This is a genomic window from Clostridium sp. TJA020 (genome assembly GCF_058310295.1).
The window spans coordinates 159818-176950 of the sequence record NZ_JBZEFC010000003.1; the positions used below are offsets into that span (position 1 = coordinate 159818).

General features: G+C 25.6%; 19 protein-coding genes and 1 riboswitch. Of the genes, 7 read left to right on the forward strand and 12 right to left on the reverse strand.

Translation table 11 applies throughout. The features are described 5' to 3' along the window. Positions 1-15: 15 nt before the first annotated feature. From AC4FQ1_RS06760 to AC4FQ1_RS06785, 6 genes are all read right to left on the reverse strand, one after another. Complete coding sequence (locus tag AC4FQ1_RS06760; RefSeq protein WP_491169292.1) at positions 16-1077, reverse strand: YkvA family protein; 1062 nt, start codon at positions 1075-1077, stop codon at positions 16-18. A gap of 234 nt (positions 1078-1311) precedes the next feature. Beyond that, complete coding sequence (locus AC4FQ1_RS06765; protein WP_303129472.1) at positions 1312-2124, reverse strand: MetQ/NlpA family ABC transporter substrate-binding protein; 813 nt, start codon at positions 2122-2124, stop codon at positions 1312-1314. A gap of 35 nt (positions 2125-2159) precedes the next feature. Next, positions 2160-2798, reverse strand: a complete 639-nt coding sequence (locus AC4FQ1_RS06770; protein WP_491169293.1) for a methionine ABC transporter permease — start codon at positions 2796-2798, stop codon at positions 2160-2162. Continuing rightward, positions 2798-3757 (reverse strand): methionine ABC transporter ATP-binding protein, encoded by a 960-nt coding sequence (locus tag AC4FQ1_RS06775; protein WP_491169294.1) that lies wholly within the window; start codon positions 3755-3757, stop codon positions 2798-2800. Before AC4FQ1_RS06775 ends, AC4FQ1_RS06770 begins: the two co-directional genes overlap by 1 nt. A 117-nt stretch (positions 3758-3874) precedes the next feature. After that, a riboswitch (SAM riboswitch) is annotated at positions 3875-4005 on the reverse strand. A gap of 200 nt (positions 4006-4205) precedes the next feature. Next, positions 4206-4493: a DUF503 domain-containing protein gene (locus AC4FQ1_RS06780; protein WP_303129475.1), complete on the reverse strand. Its 288-nt coding sequence runs from the start codon at positions 4491-4493 to the stop codon at positions 4206-4208. Between the two features lie 199 nt (positions 4494-4692). After that, positions 4693-5070 (reverse strand): RidA family protein, encoded by a 378-nt coding sequence (locus AC4FQ1_RS06785; protein WP_491169295.1) that lies wholly within the window; start codon positions 5068-5070, stop codon positions 4693-4695. A gap of 154 nt (positions 5071-5224) precedes the next feature. Between AC4FQ1_RS06785 and ilvA the strand changes: the two genes are divergently transcribed. Beyond that, positions 5225-6424 carry a threonine ammonia-lyase gene (ilvA, locus tag AC4FQ1_RS06790; RefSeq protein ID WP_491147877.1) on the forward strand — a complete coding sequence of 400 codons (1200 nt, stop codon included), beginning with the start codon at positions 5225-5227 and terminating at the stop codon, positions 6422-6424. A 47-nt stretch (positions 6425-6471) separates the two neighbouring features. Here the strand turns inward: ilvA and AC4FQ1_RS06795 are convergent, their stop codons facing one another. The 4 genes from AC4FQ1_RS06795 to AC4FQ1_RS06810 all read right to left on the reverse strand — a co-directional run bounded on the left by AC4FQ1_RS06795 (position 6472) and on the right by AC4FQ1_RS06810 (position 9151). Further along, a complete protein-coding gene (locus AC4FQ1_RS06795; RefSeq protein ID WP_491169296.1) occupies positions 6472-7248 on the reverse strand; it encodes an MJ1433 family protein in 777 nt (258 codons plus the stop codon). A 188-nt stretch (positions 7249-7436) separates the two neighbouring features. Next, positions 7437-7862, reverse strand: a complete 426-nt coding sequence (locus AC4FQ1_RS06800; protein WP_303129479.1) for a MarR family winged helix-turn-helix transcriptional regulator — start codon at positions 7860-7862, stop codon at positions 7437-7439. Between the two features lie 17 nt (positions 7863-7879). Then, positions 7880-8329: a hypothetical protein gene (locus AC4FQ1_RS06805; RefSeq protein WP_303129480.1), complete on the reverse strand. Its 450-nt coding sequence runs from the start codon at positions 8327-8329 to the stop codon at positions 7880-7882. 288 nt (positions 8330-8617) lie between these two features. After that, on the reverse strand, positions 8618-9151 hold the full coding sequence (locus AC4FQ1_RS06810) for a 2'-5' RNA ligase family protein (RefSeq protein ID WP_303129481.1): 534 nt from the start codon (positions 9149-9151) through the stop codon (positions 8618-8620). Between the two features lie 328 nt (positions 9152-9479). Between AC4FQ1_RS06810 and AC4FQ1_RS06815 the strand changes: the two genes are divergently transcribed. From AC4FQ1_RS06815 to AC4FQ1_RS06835, 5 genes are all read left to right on the forward strand, one after another. Continuing rightward, complete coding sequence (locus AC4FQ1_RS06815; RefSeq protein ID WP_491147883.1) at positions 9480-9989, forward strand: hypothetical protein; 510 nt, start codon at positions 9480-9482, stop codon at positions 9987-9989. Positions 9990-10163: 174 nt separating this feature from the next. After that, positions 10164-10781: a hypothetical protein gene (locus tag AC4FQ1_RS06820; RefSeq protein WP_303129483.1), complete on the forward strand. Its 618-nt coding sequence runs from the start codon at positions 10164-10166 to the stop codon at positions 10779-10781. Positions 10782-11047: 266 nt separating this feature from the next. Beyond that, positions 11048-11323 (forward strand): hypothetical protein, encoded by a 276-nt coding sequence (locus AC4FQ1_RS06825; protein ID WP_303129484.1) that lies wholly within the window; start codon positions 11048-11050, stop codon positions 11321-11323. A gap of 179 nt (positions 11324-11502) precedes the next feature. Then, positions 11503-11952, forward strand: coding sequence for a hypothetical protein (locus AC4FQ1_RS06830; protein WP_491169297.1), 450 nt, complete (start codon positions 11503-11505; stop codon positions 11950-11952). A gap of 132 nt (positions 11953-12084) precedes the next feature. Continuing rightward, the gene (locus tag AC4FQ1_RS06835; RefSeq protein WP_491169298.1) at positions 12085-12696 is read left to right on the forward strand and encodes a hypothetical protein; all 612 of its coding nucleotides are present in this window, start codon (positions 12085-12087) and stop codon (positions 12694-12696) included. Positions 12697-12737: 41 nt separating this feature from the next. Here the strand turns inward: AC4FQ1_RS06835 and AC4FQ1_RS06840 are convergent, their stop codons facing one another. Continuing rightward, complete coding sequence (locus AC4FQ1_RS06840) at positions 12738-13628, reverse strand: patatin-like phospholipase family protein (RefSeq protein ID WP_491169299.1); 891 nt, start codon at positions 13626-13628, stop codon at positions 12738-12740. Between the two features lie 404 nt (positions 13629-14032). On the opposite strand from AC4FQ1_RS06840, the gene AC4FQ1_RS06845 reads away from it, so the two are divergent. Next, complete coding sequence (locus tag AC4FQ1_RS06845) at positions 14033-15334, forward strand: MFS transporter (protein WP_491169300.1); 1302 nt, start codon at positions 14033-14035, stop codon at positions 15332-15334. Between the two features lie 91 nt (positions 15335-15425). On the opposite strand, the gene AC4FQ1_RS06850 is transcribed toward AC4FQ1_RS06845, so the two are convergent. Beyond that, complete coding sequence (locus AC4FQ1_RS06850) at positions 15426-17012, reverse strand: multicopper oxidase family protein (RefSeq protein ID WP_491169301.1); 1587 nt, start codon at positions 17010-17012, stop codon at positions 15426-15428. Positions 17013-17133: the final 121 nt, after the last annotated feature.

The following is a 17133-nucleotide window of genomic DNA, read 5'->3' on the forward strand; positions in this document are numbered from 1 at the left end:
ATTTAATCTCCTTTATTAAAGTGTAGATAATTCTTCAAAAACACTATAAATTTTTTCTATATTTCTAGCTCCTGTAAAGTTAGTTACATATTCAAGACCACTTCTTAAAACTAAAATTAATTCCTCTTTACCTGACCAATTTTCTAATAATACATTTAAAGGTACCTCTTTTGAAATTCTATTTAGTGCAAAAAATAAAACTGCTAAATCATCAATTTTACCTATAAAAGGTATATTACTTGGTATCATATCAGTTGGACATACTATATATGCAATAGAAGCAGATACTGAAACCTTAGTTTTTATAGGAACTCTCTTATCTTTAAGAAGTCTTAATACAAGTGCTAATAAATCTGGTATTAAAAATAAATATTCTGAAAAATCTTTTGCATTCTCTGGAAGTTTATTTTCTAATTTTTCTTTAACTTCATCTCTTCCTTTTGAATAATAATCATTTGCTTTATTTTCTATTATTTCATCTTCTTCTATAAATTCATTCTCTATTTTTTCATTTAATCCTATATTTTCTTCTAATGAAAGTTCTTCTTCGCTTATATTATTGTCTAAAATTTTTTCATCATTTATATTTTCTTCTTTAACTTCTTCTTTCCCTTTATTTAAGTTTAATTTACTAATATTTATATCCACATTTTTTACAGTTGCATTTATCATTTTATCTTTAAAAAATATTTCTTCTACATTTATTTTTAAAAATGGAACACCTTTTAATAAATCATCTACATTTATAATAAGTTCATCTCTATTTTCTTCTATTCCTATATCTCCAAAAATATTTAATAATGATTTAAGTAATAAACTTCTAATCATTCTAATCATTCCAAGTTTATATACTTTTAATTTAGAAAATCTTCCATTAACCTTTCCATCTACCACTTTTAAATCATCTAAAGTAACTTCAAATTTTATTTTTATTATTTTAGTAAAGCTTCCTCTAATTAAAATATTTTCATCTATTATAACTTCATCTAATAATAAACCGTCAACTTTTACAAAATCATTTATTATACTTAAAATATCATTTCCAGTAAGACTTACTAATACATTTGATATATTCATAAAGTTTTCCTCCCCAAATATCCTTTTTAAATTTTACATATGTTTTTGTATAATGAAATTATAACAAAAAAAAAGCTAAATAAGGAATAAATTTAACCTTATTTAGCTTCATTTAATATATATTACATTAAATTCTTCTATTTTAACTAATAATTTTTTAATATTAAAATTTAAATTTACATTTTATGATAATATCTTAATTTATAAAATATATAAATTAAAATTATTCTATCATTAAAATACAGGTATTACAGCCCCATCATATTTACTATTTATAAATTCTTTACACTCATCAGATGTTAAAGCTTTATTTAATGCTTTAATTTTTTCACTATCTTTATTATCTTCTCTTACAGCTATTATATTTGAATATAGCTCAGCTGCTTTTGAATTTTTATCTTCAATTATCAAGGCATCCTTTTTAACTGAAAATCCAGAATCAATTGCATAATTACCATTTATTACAGCAGCATCTACATCTTCTAATGACCTTGGTATTGAAGCTGCTTCTAACTCTTTAAATTGTAAATTCTTTTTATTCTCTGTTATATCTTTTGGAGTTACAAGCTCTCCTTCTTTAATTTTTATAAGTCCTTTTCCTTCCAAAAGCCTTAAGGCTCTTGCTTCATTGGATGGGTCATTTGGTATTGCTATTAAAGCTCCATCTTTAAGTTCCTCTATACCTTTAATCTTTTTTGAATATAAACCTAATGGCTCTAGATGCACTTTTTCAGTATAGTTAAGTCCTAAGTTCTCTGCCTTATTTTGTTCATTTAAATATGGAATATGCTGAAAATAATTTGCATCAAGACTTCCTTCTGAAAGTGCTTTATTTGGTGTTACATAATCAGTAAATTCTTTTATCACAACTTTATATCCTAAATCTTCAAGTTGTGGTTTTATATGTTCTACAATTTCCTTATGTGGTACAGGCGATACACCTATAGTTATTGTTTTATCATCTGATGACTTATTTCCTCCGCATGCTACTAATGATAATGATAACGCCCCAATTAATATACTTGTTAATAATCCTTTTCTTTTCATAGTTAAATTCCCCCTCTTTATTTATTGCTTATATTTTATTTTGAAAGTTTTTTATAAAAATAATTACCAAGACATTGTAATCCTTGTACTATAACTATTAAAATTATTATAGTTACTATCATATATTCAGTTTGATATCTATGATATCCATATCTTATTGCTACATCTCCAAGTCCACCACCAGCTACTGCCCCTGCCATAGCTGAATATCCAATAACGCTTATTATAGTTAAAGTAAGTCCAGAAACCATACTTGGCATTGCTTCTTTAAACATAACTTTAAATATTATTTGTTTGTCTGTTGCTCCAAAAGATTTTGCTGCCTCTATAACACCCTTATCCACTTCTCTTAGTGAAGCTTCAATTATTCTTGCTATAAAAGGTGCTGTTGCAATTGAAAGTGGTACTATCATAGCTTCTTTTCCAATAGTTGTCCCAATTATAAATTTACTTAATGGAAAAAGCGCTACCATAAGTATTACAAAAGGAAAACTCCTAAGGGTATTTACCACAAAATCTAAAATTCTATAAACACTTTTATTTGGCCTTAAACCATCTTCTGCTGTTAAAGTTAAAACTATTGCAATTACAAATCCCCCTATAAAAGCAAAAACTGTTGATAATATAACCATATAAAAAGTTTCTATCGTAGCTACTAATATTTCATTAAACATTAAATCACCTCCCATTCAACACTTTTATTTATAAGATAATTTATTACATCTTCCTTTTCCTTCTCCGAAACATTTATTACTAAGCTTCCTAAAACATCATCTCCAAACTTTTCAAGTCTTCCACAAACAATCGAAAAATCTAAATTCATCTCTCTTGCCATTTTTGTTATAATTGCATTTTCAGAAAAACTTTTTGGAAAAAATATTCTTATATTAACCCCTTCCTCTGGTAAAGTATCATCATCTTCTCCTAAAAATTTTCTAAGAGAAACTCCTGGTTTTAAAAATAACTCTGAAGCTTTTCCTTGTGCTTTAACTACTCCCCCTTCTAAAAGAGTTATATTTTCGCAAATATCTTTTACAACTTCCATCTGATGTGTTACAACAACAATTGTTATTTTTAATTCTTTATTTATTTTTGATAAAAGTGCTAATATATCTTTTGTTGTTTTTGGATCTAATGCTGATGTTGCTTCATCACAAAGTAAAATTTCTGGCTTTAATGCTAAAGCTCTAGCTATTGCTACTCTTTGCTTCTGGCCTCCACTTAATTCCTTTGGTTTACTATCTTTTTTATCCTCTAGTGAAACTAATTTTAAAAGTTCTAAAACCCTTAAATTTATATAATCTTTTTTATATCCCCAAACTTCAAGAGGTAATGCTATATTTTCATATACTGTTTTTCTATCTAAAAGATTAAAACTTTGAAAAATCATCCCCAAATTTTTTCTAATATTTCTGATATCCTCCTTACTTAAATTTTTTATTTCTTTTCCTATAACTTTTAAACTACCCTCATCATATTTTTCAAGACCATTTAAGCATCTAAGTAAAGTTGATTTTCCAGCTCCACTATGTCCAATAATTCCATATATATCTCCTTTTTTAATGTTAAGTGATATATTATTTAAAACTTTAAAATCCCCAAATGTTTTAGATAATCCTTTTATTTCTATCAAACCTATATACCCCCTTTTTGTTAAAAATCTCTTTTTAATGTATTAGTTTAAAATAAAAATGCGCTAGAGAATAATATCTCTAGCGCATATAAGTATAACTTGCCCTATAAAATTACTCTCTCATCTATCAAGTATATGAATACTTGCAGGATTTGGCACCACATATAAAGTAATAACTTTAAATCATTACTAATTACATAGGTTGCCGGGCTTCATAGGGCCAGTCCCTCCACCGCTCTTGATAAGAACCTAATATTTCATTTTCAAACTTCTTGTATAATAATATAATATCTTATACATTTATTGTCAATAAGTTTTAAAAATTTTTATATAAATAGTTTTCTATATAAATATTTTTTATATAAATAATCTATGTCTATTAATTAAAACTGTTACAATTTTATTTATTAAATAACTTTCAAAATTTAAGTTTTAATAACTTCATAACTTAGAATATTTCTGTTTCCTCTTCAATATCTACAATTTCACCATCACAATTTTCTTCAATAAAATCTATAATCTTTTCTTTCATAGAATGAGCTATTTTTACATCTGTGCAAACTGCTGATATACCAATTACCGCCATCTTGTGTTCATCTTGTCTATCTACTTCACCAACAGATATATTAAATTTATTTTTTAATTTTTGAGTTATGCTTTTTACAATCATCCTTTTTTCCTTTAAAGAATTTACCCAAGATGCTCTAATTGTTATTTTCATAAGTAAAATATCCATAAATACCTATTTCCTTTCTATAAAGTATTTTTTTGATATAAGCAATTTATATTTTTATAATAATACATATTCTAACCAATATAAATTGTATTACTTATAATTTCACAAAAAATAATCAACTTATTCACAAAATTTGTAATTAATGAATAAGTTGATTATATTGTTTAAAAAAGCATAAAAATTTAATATTCTATTACTTTTAAGCTAATGCAATTACTTCTATTTCAACTTTTGCATCTAATGGTAATTTAGCTACTTGAACACAGCTTCTTGCTGGTGGTTCTCCTTCAAAAAATGTAGCATAAACTTCATTAACAGCTACAAAATCATTTAAATCTTTTACAAAAACTGTAGTTTTTATAACTTTATCCATATTTGTTCCAGCTTCTTCAAGTATTGCCTTTATATTATTTAAACTTTGCTTAGTTGCAGCTTTTATTTCTGTAACTAATTCTTTAGTTTCTGGATTTATTGGAATTTGTCCTGATGTATAAACTAAATTTCCAATTTTAATTCCTTGAGAATATGGTCCAATGGCAGCTGGTGCCTTATCAGTTTTTATTATTTTTTTATCCATAAAAATCCCCTCCAATTTATATCATTTTCTTTATTATAGGTTAATTTTTTTAAAAAGTCTAAATATTTTAATTATTTTTAAAAAATACTTGACTCAAAAATTTACAAAAATGTTATAATGTTTGTGAGAATAATACATGAGAGAGGTGTTATGTATGCATTTAGATAATATTAAAGCTGCTAGAGAAAAAATTCAAGATGTGGTTGTAAAGACACCATTACTTTATAGTAAATTCTTCTCTGAAAAAAGCAACAATAATGTTTATATGAAATGTGAAAATTTACAATTGACTGGCGCCTATAAATTAAGAGGTGCGTTAAATAAGATGATGAGTCTAACTGATGAAGAAAAATCAAAGGGTGTTGTATGTTCATCAGCTGGTAATCATGCTCAAGGAGTTGCTTATGCTGCAAATCTTATGGGAATAAAATCAACCATAGTTATGCCAACAACTACTCCATATTTAAAGGTTAAGTCTACTAAAGACTTAGGTGGAAACGTTATATTAAATGGTAAAGTATATGATGATGCATATAACTTTGCAAAGCAAATAGAAAAAGATGAAGGTGCTGTATTTTTGCACCCATTTAACGATATAAATGTAATATATGGACAAGGTACTATAGGTCTTGAAATAATTGAAGACCTTAAAGATGTAGATGTAGTGATTTGTCCAATCGGTGGTGGTGGATTATTAAGCGGTATATCACTAGCATTAAAAGAAATTAATCCTAACATAAAAATAATAGGTGTTCAAGCATCTGGTGCTAACGCAATGGAGCAAAGCTTCTTAAAAGGTAAATTAACTCCACTTCCTTCTGTAAGTACAATTGCAGATGGTATTGCTGTTAAATCACCTGGAGACCTTACTTTCTCAATTATAAAAGATTATGTTGATGAAGTTGTAACAGTTACTGATTATGAAATTGTTGATGCTTTTTTAGCATTAATTGAAAAACAAAAATTAGTTGCTGAAGCATCTGGAGCAGTTTCACTTGCTGCTTTATCCAAGCTTAATATAAAAGATAAAAATGTTGTTTGTATAATAAGTGGTGGTAATATAGACATGCTTACTATTACTTCACTTATTAATAGTGCATTAGTTTCTAGAAAAAGACTATTCTGCTTTACTATAGAGCTTCCAAATGCTCCTGGTGAACTTAATAATATTACTAGAATACTTGGAAATCTTCGTGCAAATGTTGTTAAACTTGAACATAATCAATTTAAAGCCGCTAATAAACTTAGAAATACTTTACTTGAAGTTACAGTTGAAACGAATGGTGAAGATCATATAAATACAATTAAAGATACATTTAAAACCGAAGGTTATATAATACAACAACTTTACTAAAGATATAAAAAAGACTTTTTCTAAATTTGAAAAAGCCTTTTTTTATCTTAATTTTTTGTTTTACAAATTAATCCACATGTTTTAAGTTTTTCTTCAACACTTCTAGTATCAAATGGATTATGAAGCATTGCTTTTAAAAATAATTGAGGATAATCTCCCTTTAAATGTTTCATATACCTAACCCATATTCTACTTAATTGCTCATATGCTATAGTTATATCCTTTTCTATATGAGACTCATCACAACAATTGCATATAAGATTATAATACCTGTCATCAAATTCCTCTAAAAGATGAAATAATGACATAAGTAACTCTGAAAATATCTCATGCTCCATTAAGGCTTCATTTCCTATAAAAGATATTAACATTTCTTTTTTTAATTTTAAAATAGTTATAACTTTTTCCACATCTATTTTTTTAATATCCACTGAAAAATCATGTTTATCCATAATATCTTCAAGCTCTTTAAAATCCTTTTTGCTCCAATCTTTATTAACTATTGCTACATTTGCAAGATTTTTAATATCTTTATCCCCTTTTGCAAATTCTTCTAAAAGGTCTGCTCCAAATTCTGAGAAGAAAACCCCTTTTATCATACTTAACTTTTCCATTCTATGTTCTTTTTCACGATTTTCTAATAACTTTTCAATTATAAATGCTGTGAAAAATACTTCCATTGGTATAAATGCTATATCAGCAAATAAAAATATCAAAGTATGATGTAAATCCCTAAAAACTAAATAATGAAGGTAATGTAAAAATAGTGATAATGCTATAAGTCCTACCCCAATCATTATAGTTTCTCTTTTATGTTTATTCATATAACCCTTATTCCTCCCCAACATATATAAAATAAATCTATCTTTAAAATTCCATATAATTATAAATATTTTTCATTTTCAATACAAACAATTATTTACCAATTATATTATAAAATACTTCTAAATTCATGTAAGGTTTTAAATAATTAAATTAATGCATTAAAAAAGGATATTTTAAAATATCCTTTTTATCTTTTTATTTTATTTTTAGTAAATATTAAATTTTCTTTTAAATTAGCTAATTCTTCGTCTGTAAAATTTTCAAATACATTTTCAAAACTATCATTAATTGTTTTTTTAAATTCTTTTGCAAATTCTATACCCTTTTTCGAAAATTCAATATAAGTATTTCTTTTATCATTAGGATCTTTAATTTTATTTATATACCCTAATGATTCTAATCTAGTCACAATTCCAGAAACTGTTCCCTTAGATAATGACATCTCATCACATATTTTAGAAATATTAACTTGTCCATTATGTGCTATTAATTTTATAACCATAATTTGTTGATAAGTAAGACCACTATCTTTTAAATTATCACTTATTATATTAACTGTATTTGAGTATATTTCCTTAATTAGCATAGCTATTTCGAATGAATCACATTTCATTTTAAAAACTCCTAAAGTTACATTTTAAATTTTAAATTAGTACTTGAAAATTTAAATGAACTTATAAGGAAAAGAACTCCTGCCATAAATAATGCAAAACCTAATCCTATATAAAATGTTCCAACATACACTGGATTAAATATTCCAATACTTCTTACAGTTATACCAAAGAATATCATAAAGCCCATTATTAAATAACTTCTAACATCAAAAAATGAAAATGCACAATGCTTTTTTAATTCACTATTTATTATTCTTGTTGTATGTTTTTTAAACATTTTACTAAATATAAATTTAAAAAATACAAAAAATATTATTGCTGCAAATATGATGCTATATATAAAGCTTCCATGATGTGACTCTACATCTCCTATACCTATAGTAAATACCCTAAAACCTGCGAATCCCCATACTAAACCAGCTATTAATAATAAAGTTCTTTTATTAACTTTTATAAAATCTTTCATAATATCATCTCCTAAATTTAAAATAGTTCTTATGCGAACTATCATATTAATACTATATTCCTAACCATTATCTTTGTCAATAACAATTATTCATTAATATTAAATTTTCATAATTTGATAATATTTTTATAAATAAAAGACACCACTTATCAAATAAGCAGTGTCCTGTAATCAATTGTCTAAGTTTTCACTCCTTGATTACATTATTATATTGCCCTAAAAAATAAATGTTTATTCAACATTATTTAAAAATTTATAATAAAAATTTTATTACAGCAAATATAAATTTTAAAATAATCTTATGCTATCAGTAAATTTTCCGTTTTCCATCTCAACTTTGTATAATGCTATACCTTCTAAACTGGCATCAAAAGGTTCATAAATATCTATAACAAAATTCATTACTTCTTTTAATTTTTCTTTATTTAATCCTATTGCTAAACTACAGTGTGGATTCCACTTTCCAGGCAAATAATAAGTTCTTGCTGTATCATTAAACTCTTTAAAAAATTCATAATATTCCCTATGCATCTTAATAATTTCTTCAGTTACTACTGGCTTTGCAAAGCATGTCCCCGTAGTTGGAAAGGCACCTATAGCATCAAATCTTGTATCTATACTCTTTAATTTATTTTTAAATTCTTTCATTTTTGCTATAAATCTATTCTCATCTACATCTTCATAAATTGCTAAAGTTATATGTGGAAATAATCCCTCTGTATCAATTAAACTAGAATCTATTCCTTTATCACTAAGTGACTGCCAAATATACGTAACATACCTTGATGCTCTATTATCTAAAAACATATCTACTATATACATTAACTCTTCCTCCCTAGTTAGCCTACCCATATAGCATTATTAACCATTTTATTTTAATATTTATATTTTATCATATTTATTTATAATATGTTTATATTCAGTTATAGTTAAATATTTTTTTACTATATTTGTCGTAAAATAACTAAAAATTCCTATATTTTTATAAAACTCAGGAATTTTATTGTGTATTTCTTACAAAATCGAAATGTAAATGTAATCAAAACAAATACTTTTAAATTGCTAATTATGATAAAATATTACTATAAAGTATTAATTTATTATATTTAGAATACAATATGTTTATTGTACTTAAAAAGCAGGTGTGTATATGAGATTAAATAAAAATATAAGGATTATCTTCTTATTTATATATATTTTATTTTCTTTTAATATCATTAGTTGCTCTAGTTATTATAGATGTTCTAGAAAAAATAATTCAACTATAGAAGCTAATTCTTCTAATTATAAAGTTAATGATTATTTTAAAGAATCATTAAACAATGCCCTTTGTGATAGTACCCTATTAATTTCTAATATAAAGAAAAAAGGAAATAAAAAATCAGATTATATAAATTATTTAAATACTTACAAAAAACAAATTGAAAAAATATCATTAGATTTTACAAATAATACCCAAAACTTAGATACTTCTAAGTCAAAAGAGTTAATTTCCATTGCTAATAACATGTTTAATTCATTAGAAGAATCTACATCTAACATATCTTTAGGAATAGAAAATAATAGTCCTAAAAAAATAGCTAAAGGTTTTTTATCTTTTTTAAATGCATTACATAATTTAAAAAGCTATTATGTAGCTCATTATGAAAATAAAAGCTAATAAGTTTATATTTTAATAGTTTAAAATTAAATATTATTAGCTTTTTTAATTTAATTTTATAAAGCTAAAGACTTTTTATTTAAAATTTGTTGTTTCTTTTAAAGAGAATTTTTATAAATTTAGTGATATAATATTTTTAAAATATAAAGTATATATATATGGAGGGATGATTTTTTGAATAAAGAACTTAAAGTTAAAAAAATAGATGAACTTATTAAAGAGTTGTCTGAATATAAATCTGCTCTTCTTGAAGATATTCCTTATGAAAATTCTAAAGCATTAGACAAGCTTATAATTGATAAAGATAAAAATATTTCAGAGTTATTTAATTGGAGCTCTGAAAAAATAAGAATAGAATATGCTGAGTTTTCAGAAGAAAAAAAGGAAGTTATTTTAATGTCCTTAAATACTAGCTTTTTAGCTAAAGAAATTGTAAATGGTTATGTTGTTTCTGATATGGAAGGAAACGTAATTGTTGCATCAACAAAAATATTTAGCAACTTTATTGCAGAAATAAGAAAGAAGTTTTTCATTGAAGAAAAATATATAATAGAGCTTTGCAAATTAAATGAAAATAGACAACTTATTGTTAATTTTATGAAAGATTATAATTATAATTCTATGTCAGAATATCCTGGTGATTTAAGATTTGACTTTGATTTTAATTACGTATCCTTTAAATATGATAATGATGAAATAGAAGTAATTGATCCAACATCTGAAATATATAATAAATTTAGCAAACTTTATCCAAAAGCAGTATTAAGTAGCATAAGACCCCTTGGTTTCTAATTTACATAATTTTTTAAATTAATCTTTAAAACTTAATTTTCATAATGTATTTATATCATTTATAAGATTTTTCAAAATAAATTTATTTTATTATTAATTTAAATTAATAATAAAATATTAAATACTAAAATTAATTATTTTAAAATTGATATTTATTGCAATACTTATAAAAGAATATAAATTATTTATTCAACTAAATAATTTGATTAATATTATTATAAAGAATAAAATATATAATATAAACTAAAGCAAGGAGATGAAGTAATATGTTTAATAGAAAAGTCTTACTAGAGCTTGATACAGTTTATTATAATATGAAAGATTTATTAGATGCTATCTTAAAATATTATACAGATAGAGGGACTATATGTAGTGTAATAGGAACGGATTCTCGTGGAAATCCTATTCTTCTTATAAATTTTAAAACTTATGAATTAAGGGTTAAAAACATTACTCCAGGTATGAATTATTATTATCTATTACCTGATGAAAAATGGCCACCTTTAATGTCAATGCAACAAGTAATTTTAAAAGAACTTTAATTTTAAAAAGACTTAAGTTTACATAAACTTAAGTCTTTTTTATATAAAATAATTAAAAGTAATAAAATTTATTTTTAAATTTAAAATTTTTATGTAAAAATCCAACCATTTATTTAAGTACATATAAAATTAATCTTTCATATATTAAAATATCTTATTACTTATCAGGTGATTATTTTATGAATAATAAAAATTTTGAAGATATATTTTCTACTGAAATTCCTGAAGAAATAGAACAATTAATTAAAGGTTTAGAGCTTGACCTTGCAGATAGAGAAAAACTTGGTGCTTCTTTATTGATTATTGGATATTCTTATTTCATATATGCTTCAAACACAGATATTTTTAAAATTTTAAATGAAGAAACAGAAAATGTAACAAGTCCTTATTTGTTATTATTTATAGGTGAAGTAATTGTAGTAACTGGACTTATAGTATTATGGTCTGTTGCCATTGGAAGGTTTAATGAAAAGGATTTTGAAAATAAATTTAAAAGCTCTGATACTAATACATCTCCATACAAAAGGCTAGCTAATGCATATGCATTAAGTGTAATTGCTAATATTGAAAGAGTAATAGTGTTAAACGAACTATATCTAAAAGATATAAATGGTTTAGGTTTTATTTAAATAATTTTTTATCTTATACTCATACAAGCTTTAACAATATAATTTAATTATATATGTTAAATATTTCTTTATATAAAAACTTATTCCCTATACCATATATTTCTTAAAAATACTTTAATTGGAGTAATTTTAATGAATAAAAAAAATAGAACTTCTTCTCTTAAATCAAAGTCTAATAATAAAAAAAAACATAATTCCAATAATAAACGTAATTCTAAAAACAAAAGAAAAAAAAGTAATACAAATAATATAAGTAATAATCCAAATAAAATTTCTAGTGCTGCAAATAGTCAAAACGATCCATTTTTTTTAGAAACAGATTTGCATATACTTGATATAGAAATAGTTGCCACATTGCTTTCCATTAATTCAAGTTTATATTTCTTAAAGGCAAATTTATTAGGCCGTTCTGTAATTGTTGAGCAATTAAATAATTCTGAATTTGAAGGTGTAGTTGATTTAGATTCTCTTATTGATATGGGGCAAAATTTACTTATAGTAAGCTTATTATTGTTTGCTAAAGCAGCCTTTTTAAGATATGAAGAAAGAAAGCTTGATGAAAAGTTATATCCAGATACTGCATTAAATTCAGATTTCTTTAGGAAAATTGCTATTAGTTACATCCCAACTATATTATCATCTGAAATTAGAATCAAATTGCGTGATGATATATTAAAAGATGCAACTAACTTAGATGAACAAATAGATGCCATATTAGGAGGTGGAGATGCTGAAGGAATATAAAAAGGTTTGTATTTTAAAATTATACAAACCTTTTTTATAAATTATATAACTTTCTTTATCCAGTTATATAATTTATAAAGTTTTGGATACTTCTCACTTTCCTCATTTTCTTTCTTTAAGTTAGCCATAAAAATTATCGGCTCTAAAAGATTGATAGTATCCTTATATCCTTCTCTTATTCTTATTCTCTTTGCTTCTAAATCTAAATTTAATGTTCCTTTTAATGTACTTTCATTTAAGTTTTTTGGGGCTAATTCTAATATCCTTGCATTTGGATAAATAGATTTATCAATTTTTGCTTCTTTTGATAATAAAACTACTATTATAATATCACAATTTTCTTCATAAACAGGTTGTATTGGAGTATTATCTGTAACTCCTCCATCAATAAACTTTCCACCTAAAACCTCAGTGCAATCATATATCATAGGCAGAGAGGCCGATGCTATAATCATTTTTTTTGCAGTTTCATCATCATAATCATTTAACTTAAAATACTTAGGAGTAAAATCTGGAAGTTCAGTACATGCAGCATAACATATTTTATTTCTTTTTTTCATCTTATCCACATCTAAATATTCGTCTATAATCTCACGTGCTCCATCTTTTGGCACTCCACCTTCTTCTATTTTTTGAAGCATATATTTTTTTGCTAAATTTAAATGCTTACCTCCTATTGTAAGTTCAATACCTCTTTTTAATAAATCAAATTTGCTTATAGGAACAAGTTTTTCCATAGTAACTTCTTCCCATAATGCATCTGCAGCATTTTCATCATCTTGAGCAAATAAAACAGCATTAAAAGCACCTATTGATGCACCAGAAAACACATCTATATACTTATCTAGTCCTAACTCCTTTAAGGCCTTCCATACACCAAGCTCATAGGCACCTTTACCGCCTCCACCTGAAAGAACTAATCCTATCTTCATAACAATCCCCTTTTTTCATTATATAACTTATATAGATTATACATACTTTTATAAAAATCTTCTATACATATGAACTATATTCAATAATATATAATATAATTGTAAAAATTGTACCATTTATATAATTGACAATTTAAATAATACTTTATTCAAATATTTTTAAAAGTCTTAAATTACTTATACTTAATAATTATCTAATTTTTAACAATTTATTATATTCAAATATAAATTATTTATCATTATTTTATTTTCCTTAAATGTAATTTATTTATATTTATAAATTATCACCTAATAACTTTATAAATTTTTAGTAAAATCGTGATAATTATCACAGTTTTACCGTTAAACTTATGATAAACTCGTTAAAGAATTAACGAGTTTAATTAAATACGGAGGACTTATATATGAAAAATTATTCAGTTAAAGGAAATTCAAACCTTGGTTTAGCTGCTGCTACACTTGGATTCTTTATAGGGTTTGCTGCCGTTTCTCTATATGGACCAACAGCTGCTATATTTAAAAAGGTATTTATTGATTTAAATCCAGTTTTACTAGCACTACTTGTATCTGCACCATCTCTTTCAGGTTCATTGCTTAGAATTCCATTTGCAGCATGGGTTGATACAACTGGTGGTAGAAAACCATTTATAGTTTTACTTGTTTTATCAATTATTGGTATGACAGGACTTTACATAGTAATGGCATTTTTCCAAGAAAATTTAAGCAATTATTATTGGTTACTATTTGCACTTGGTACTCTTTCAGGTTGTGGTATTGCAACATTCTCAGTTGGTATAAGCCAAGCCTCTTATTGGTTCCCACAAAATAAGCAAGGCGTAGCTTTAGGGCTTTATGGTGGTGTTGGTAATTTAGCACCTGGAATATTTGCCCTTTTATTACCAAATGTAGCTATGCCTCTTTTAGGATTATCAGGTTCATATTTAGCATGGCTAATTTTCTTAATAGTTGGTACTTTAATTTATATAAAGATAGGTCAAAATGCTTGGTACTTCCAATTATTAGACCAAGGTGCTACTAAAGAAGAAGCAAGAGAAATTGCTTCAAAGGAACATGGTCAAGAATTATTCCCTAAAGCTAAGGTAAGTGAAAGCTTAATTATATCAGCTAAATCATGGAAAACATGGGCTTTAGTTCTTATATACTTTACTACATTTGGTGGATTTTTAGCTTTAACTAGCTGGCTTCCAAATTACTGGATGACTTATTTTTCATTAAATGTTAAGATAGCTGGCTTTTTAACTGCCTTTTATTCAATATTAACTTCATTAGTTAGAATATATGGTGGTAAAATAGCTGATAAAAAAGGTGGAGAAATTGTTGCTGTTATAGCTTTAATAATTGGCCTTTTAGGTTCAATAGTTATGACATTTGCAGGAACTTTAACACTTGCAATAATTGGTGTTATACTTCTTGGAATAGGTATGGGAGTAACTAACGCTGCTGTATTTAAAATAGTTCCAAATGCTGTACCAGAAGCTATGGGTGGTGCATCAGGATGGATAGGTGGAATTGGAGCCTTTGGTGGATTCTTATTACCTCCTGTTATGGCAACATTTATAGATAAAACAGGTATTGACTTAAGTGGATTCTCAAGAGGATACGTTGTATTCATTGGATTATTTATAATTTCAATATTAATAATTGCTATGTTTAAAGCTTTTTCAAACAAAAAAGCTACTGCATAGTTAATATATACTCCCCTAAACAACTAACTTAATAAATTTAAAATAAAAAAAGCTAGCGTTTTATATGCTAGCTTTTTTTATTTTGAATTTATTAATCTTTTAATACTCTCATTGGTCTCATCATGTCATAATCTTCATGCTCTAGTATATGACAATGCCATACAAAATCACCTACATGATCCTTAAAATGCATAATAATTCTTGTAACCTTTCCTCCATCAACTCTTACTGTATCTTTAAAACCTTTTTCAAAATCAAGAGGTTCTTCAGGAGGTCCAGTAAATACTAATTCACCAGTACTTTCATAATGCTCAACATCAAAAGGAATTCTTTCTATTATTTTAAATTGTACTAAATGAAGATGAATTGGATGTGGAAATGGAAAGGTATTGATTAGATTCCATATTTCTATACTATCTATTTCTGGTTTTTCTGTAGTAGGATCTGACCACATTTTATTATCTAATAGGAATACTTGTCTATTATATTTATCTAGTATTTGATTTAAAGGTAAAAATCTATTAATTTTTACCAATTCTTTATTTATAGGTGCTGAATGATTTAATTCAACTGGTATGCTACTAGTATCTGGTTTTCTTAAACATAAATTAACATTAAATTTCATTATTACATTAGTATTATTATCAGCACCAAAAGCTGTATTTAATAGGATAATTTCTTGACCTTTATACTTTGAAAAATCTATTATAACATCTACTCTCTCTGCTGATTGCATAGATATACTTGATACATCCATAGTATGCTCCATAAATCCTCCATCAGTACCAATTTGATGAAAAACATCATTATTTGATAAGCTTAAATTAAGAGGCCTTCCATTACATCCATTTAGAATTCTAAATCTATATTTACGAGGTTCTACATTAAGATAAGGCCATACCTTTCCATTTACTACTATAGTATTTCCTAGGAACAATGGAACTATTGAAGGCTTAACAGGAAACTCAGGTTCTCCTGGATTAACTACAGGTCCATCTGGATAAAACAATGATCCGTCAGAATTAAATGATTTATCTTGAATCATAAGAGGAATTTCATATTTGCCACTAGGAAGATTTAATCTTTCTTCTAAGACATCCCTAATGATATAAAAACCTGCAAGACCAGCATAAACATTTAACCTTGTTATACCCATAGTATGATCATGATACCATAATGTAGTTCCTGGTTGATGATTAGTATATTCATAAACTTCTCTTTTAAAACTTTTTCCTACCATTGAATAATCTCTAGTAAACCAAGCTTCTGGATAACCATCACTCTCTGAATCAACATTAGCCCCATGTACATGAACTACAGTTCTTACATCTGGAGTATCTGAAGTACTGTGAAGAGTATGATCTATTGGTAATAGATGTTTATCTGGAAGCATATTAGTCCATCTTACTAAAATATGAGAGTCCTTCATAACTTCAATAGTTGGACCTGGATATTCACCATTATATCCCCATATTGTAGTTAATGGAAAATATAAATGAAAACGGTGTTTAGATTCTTCCATTGTAATATTATAATAAGCTTCTTCTGATTTATCATCATAACAATTTACACGCTCAGCAACAGAAGGTATAGGAAGAGGATCAATAAATTTAGGAATAGTATTAGGATCAGCTGGGTTTACCATTAGAACAGAGTTTTTTTCTTTGTTATCTTCCATCGTATATTCACATCCTTTTATACATAATATCTTTTGTTTAAAATTATATTAGTATAATATTATATGAATCCTATGCTTATTTGTTCTAAATATATTACTTTAATAATAAATATATTTACTT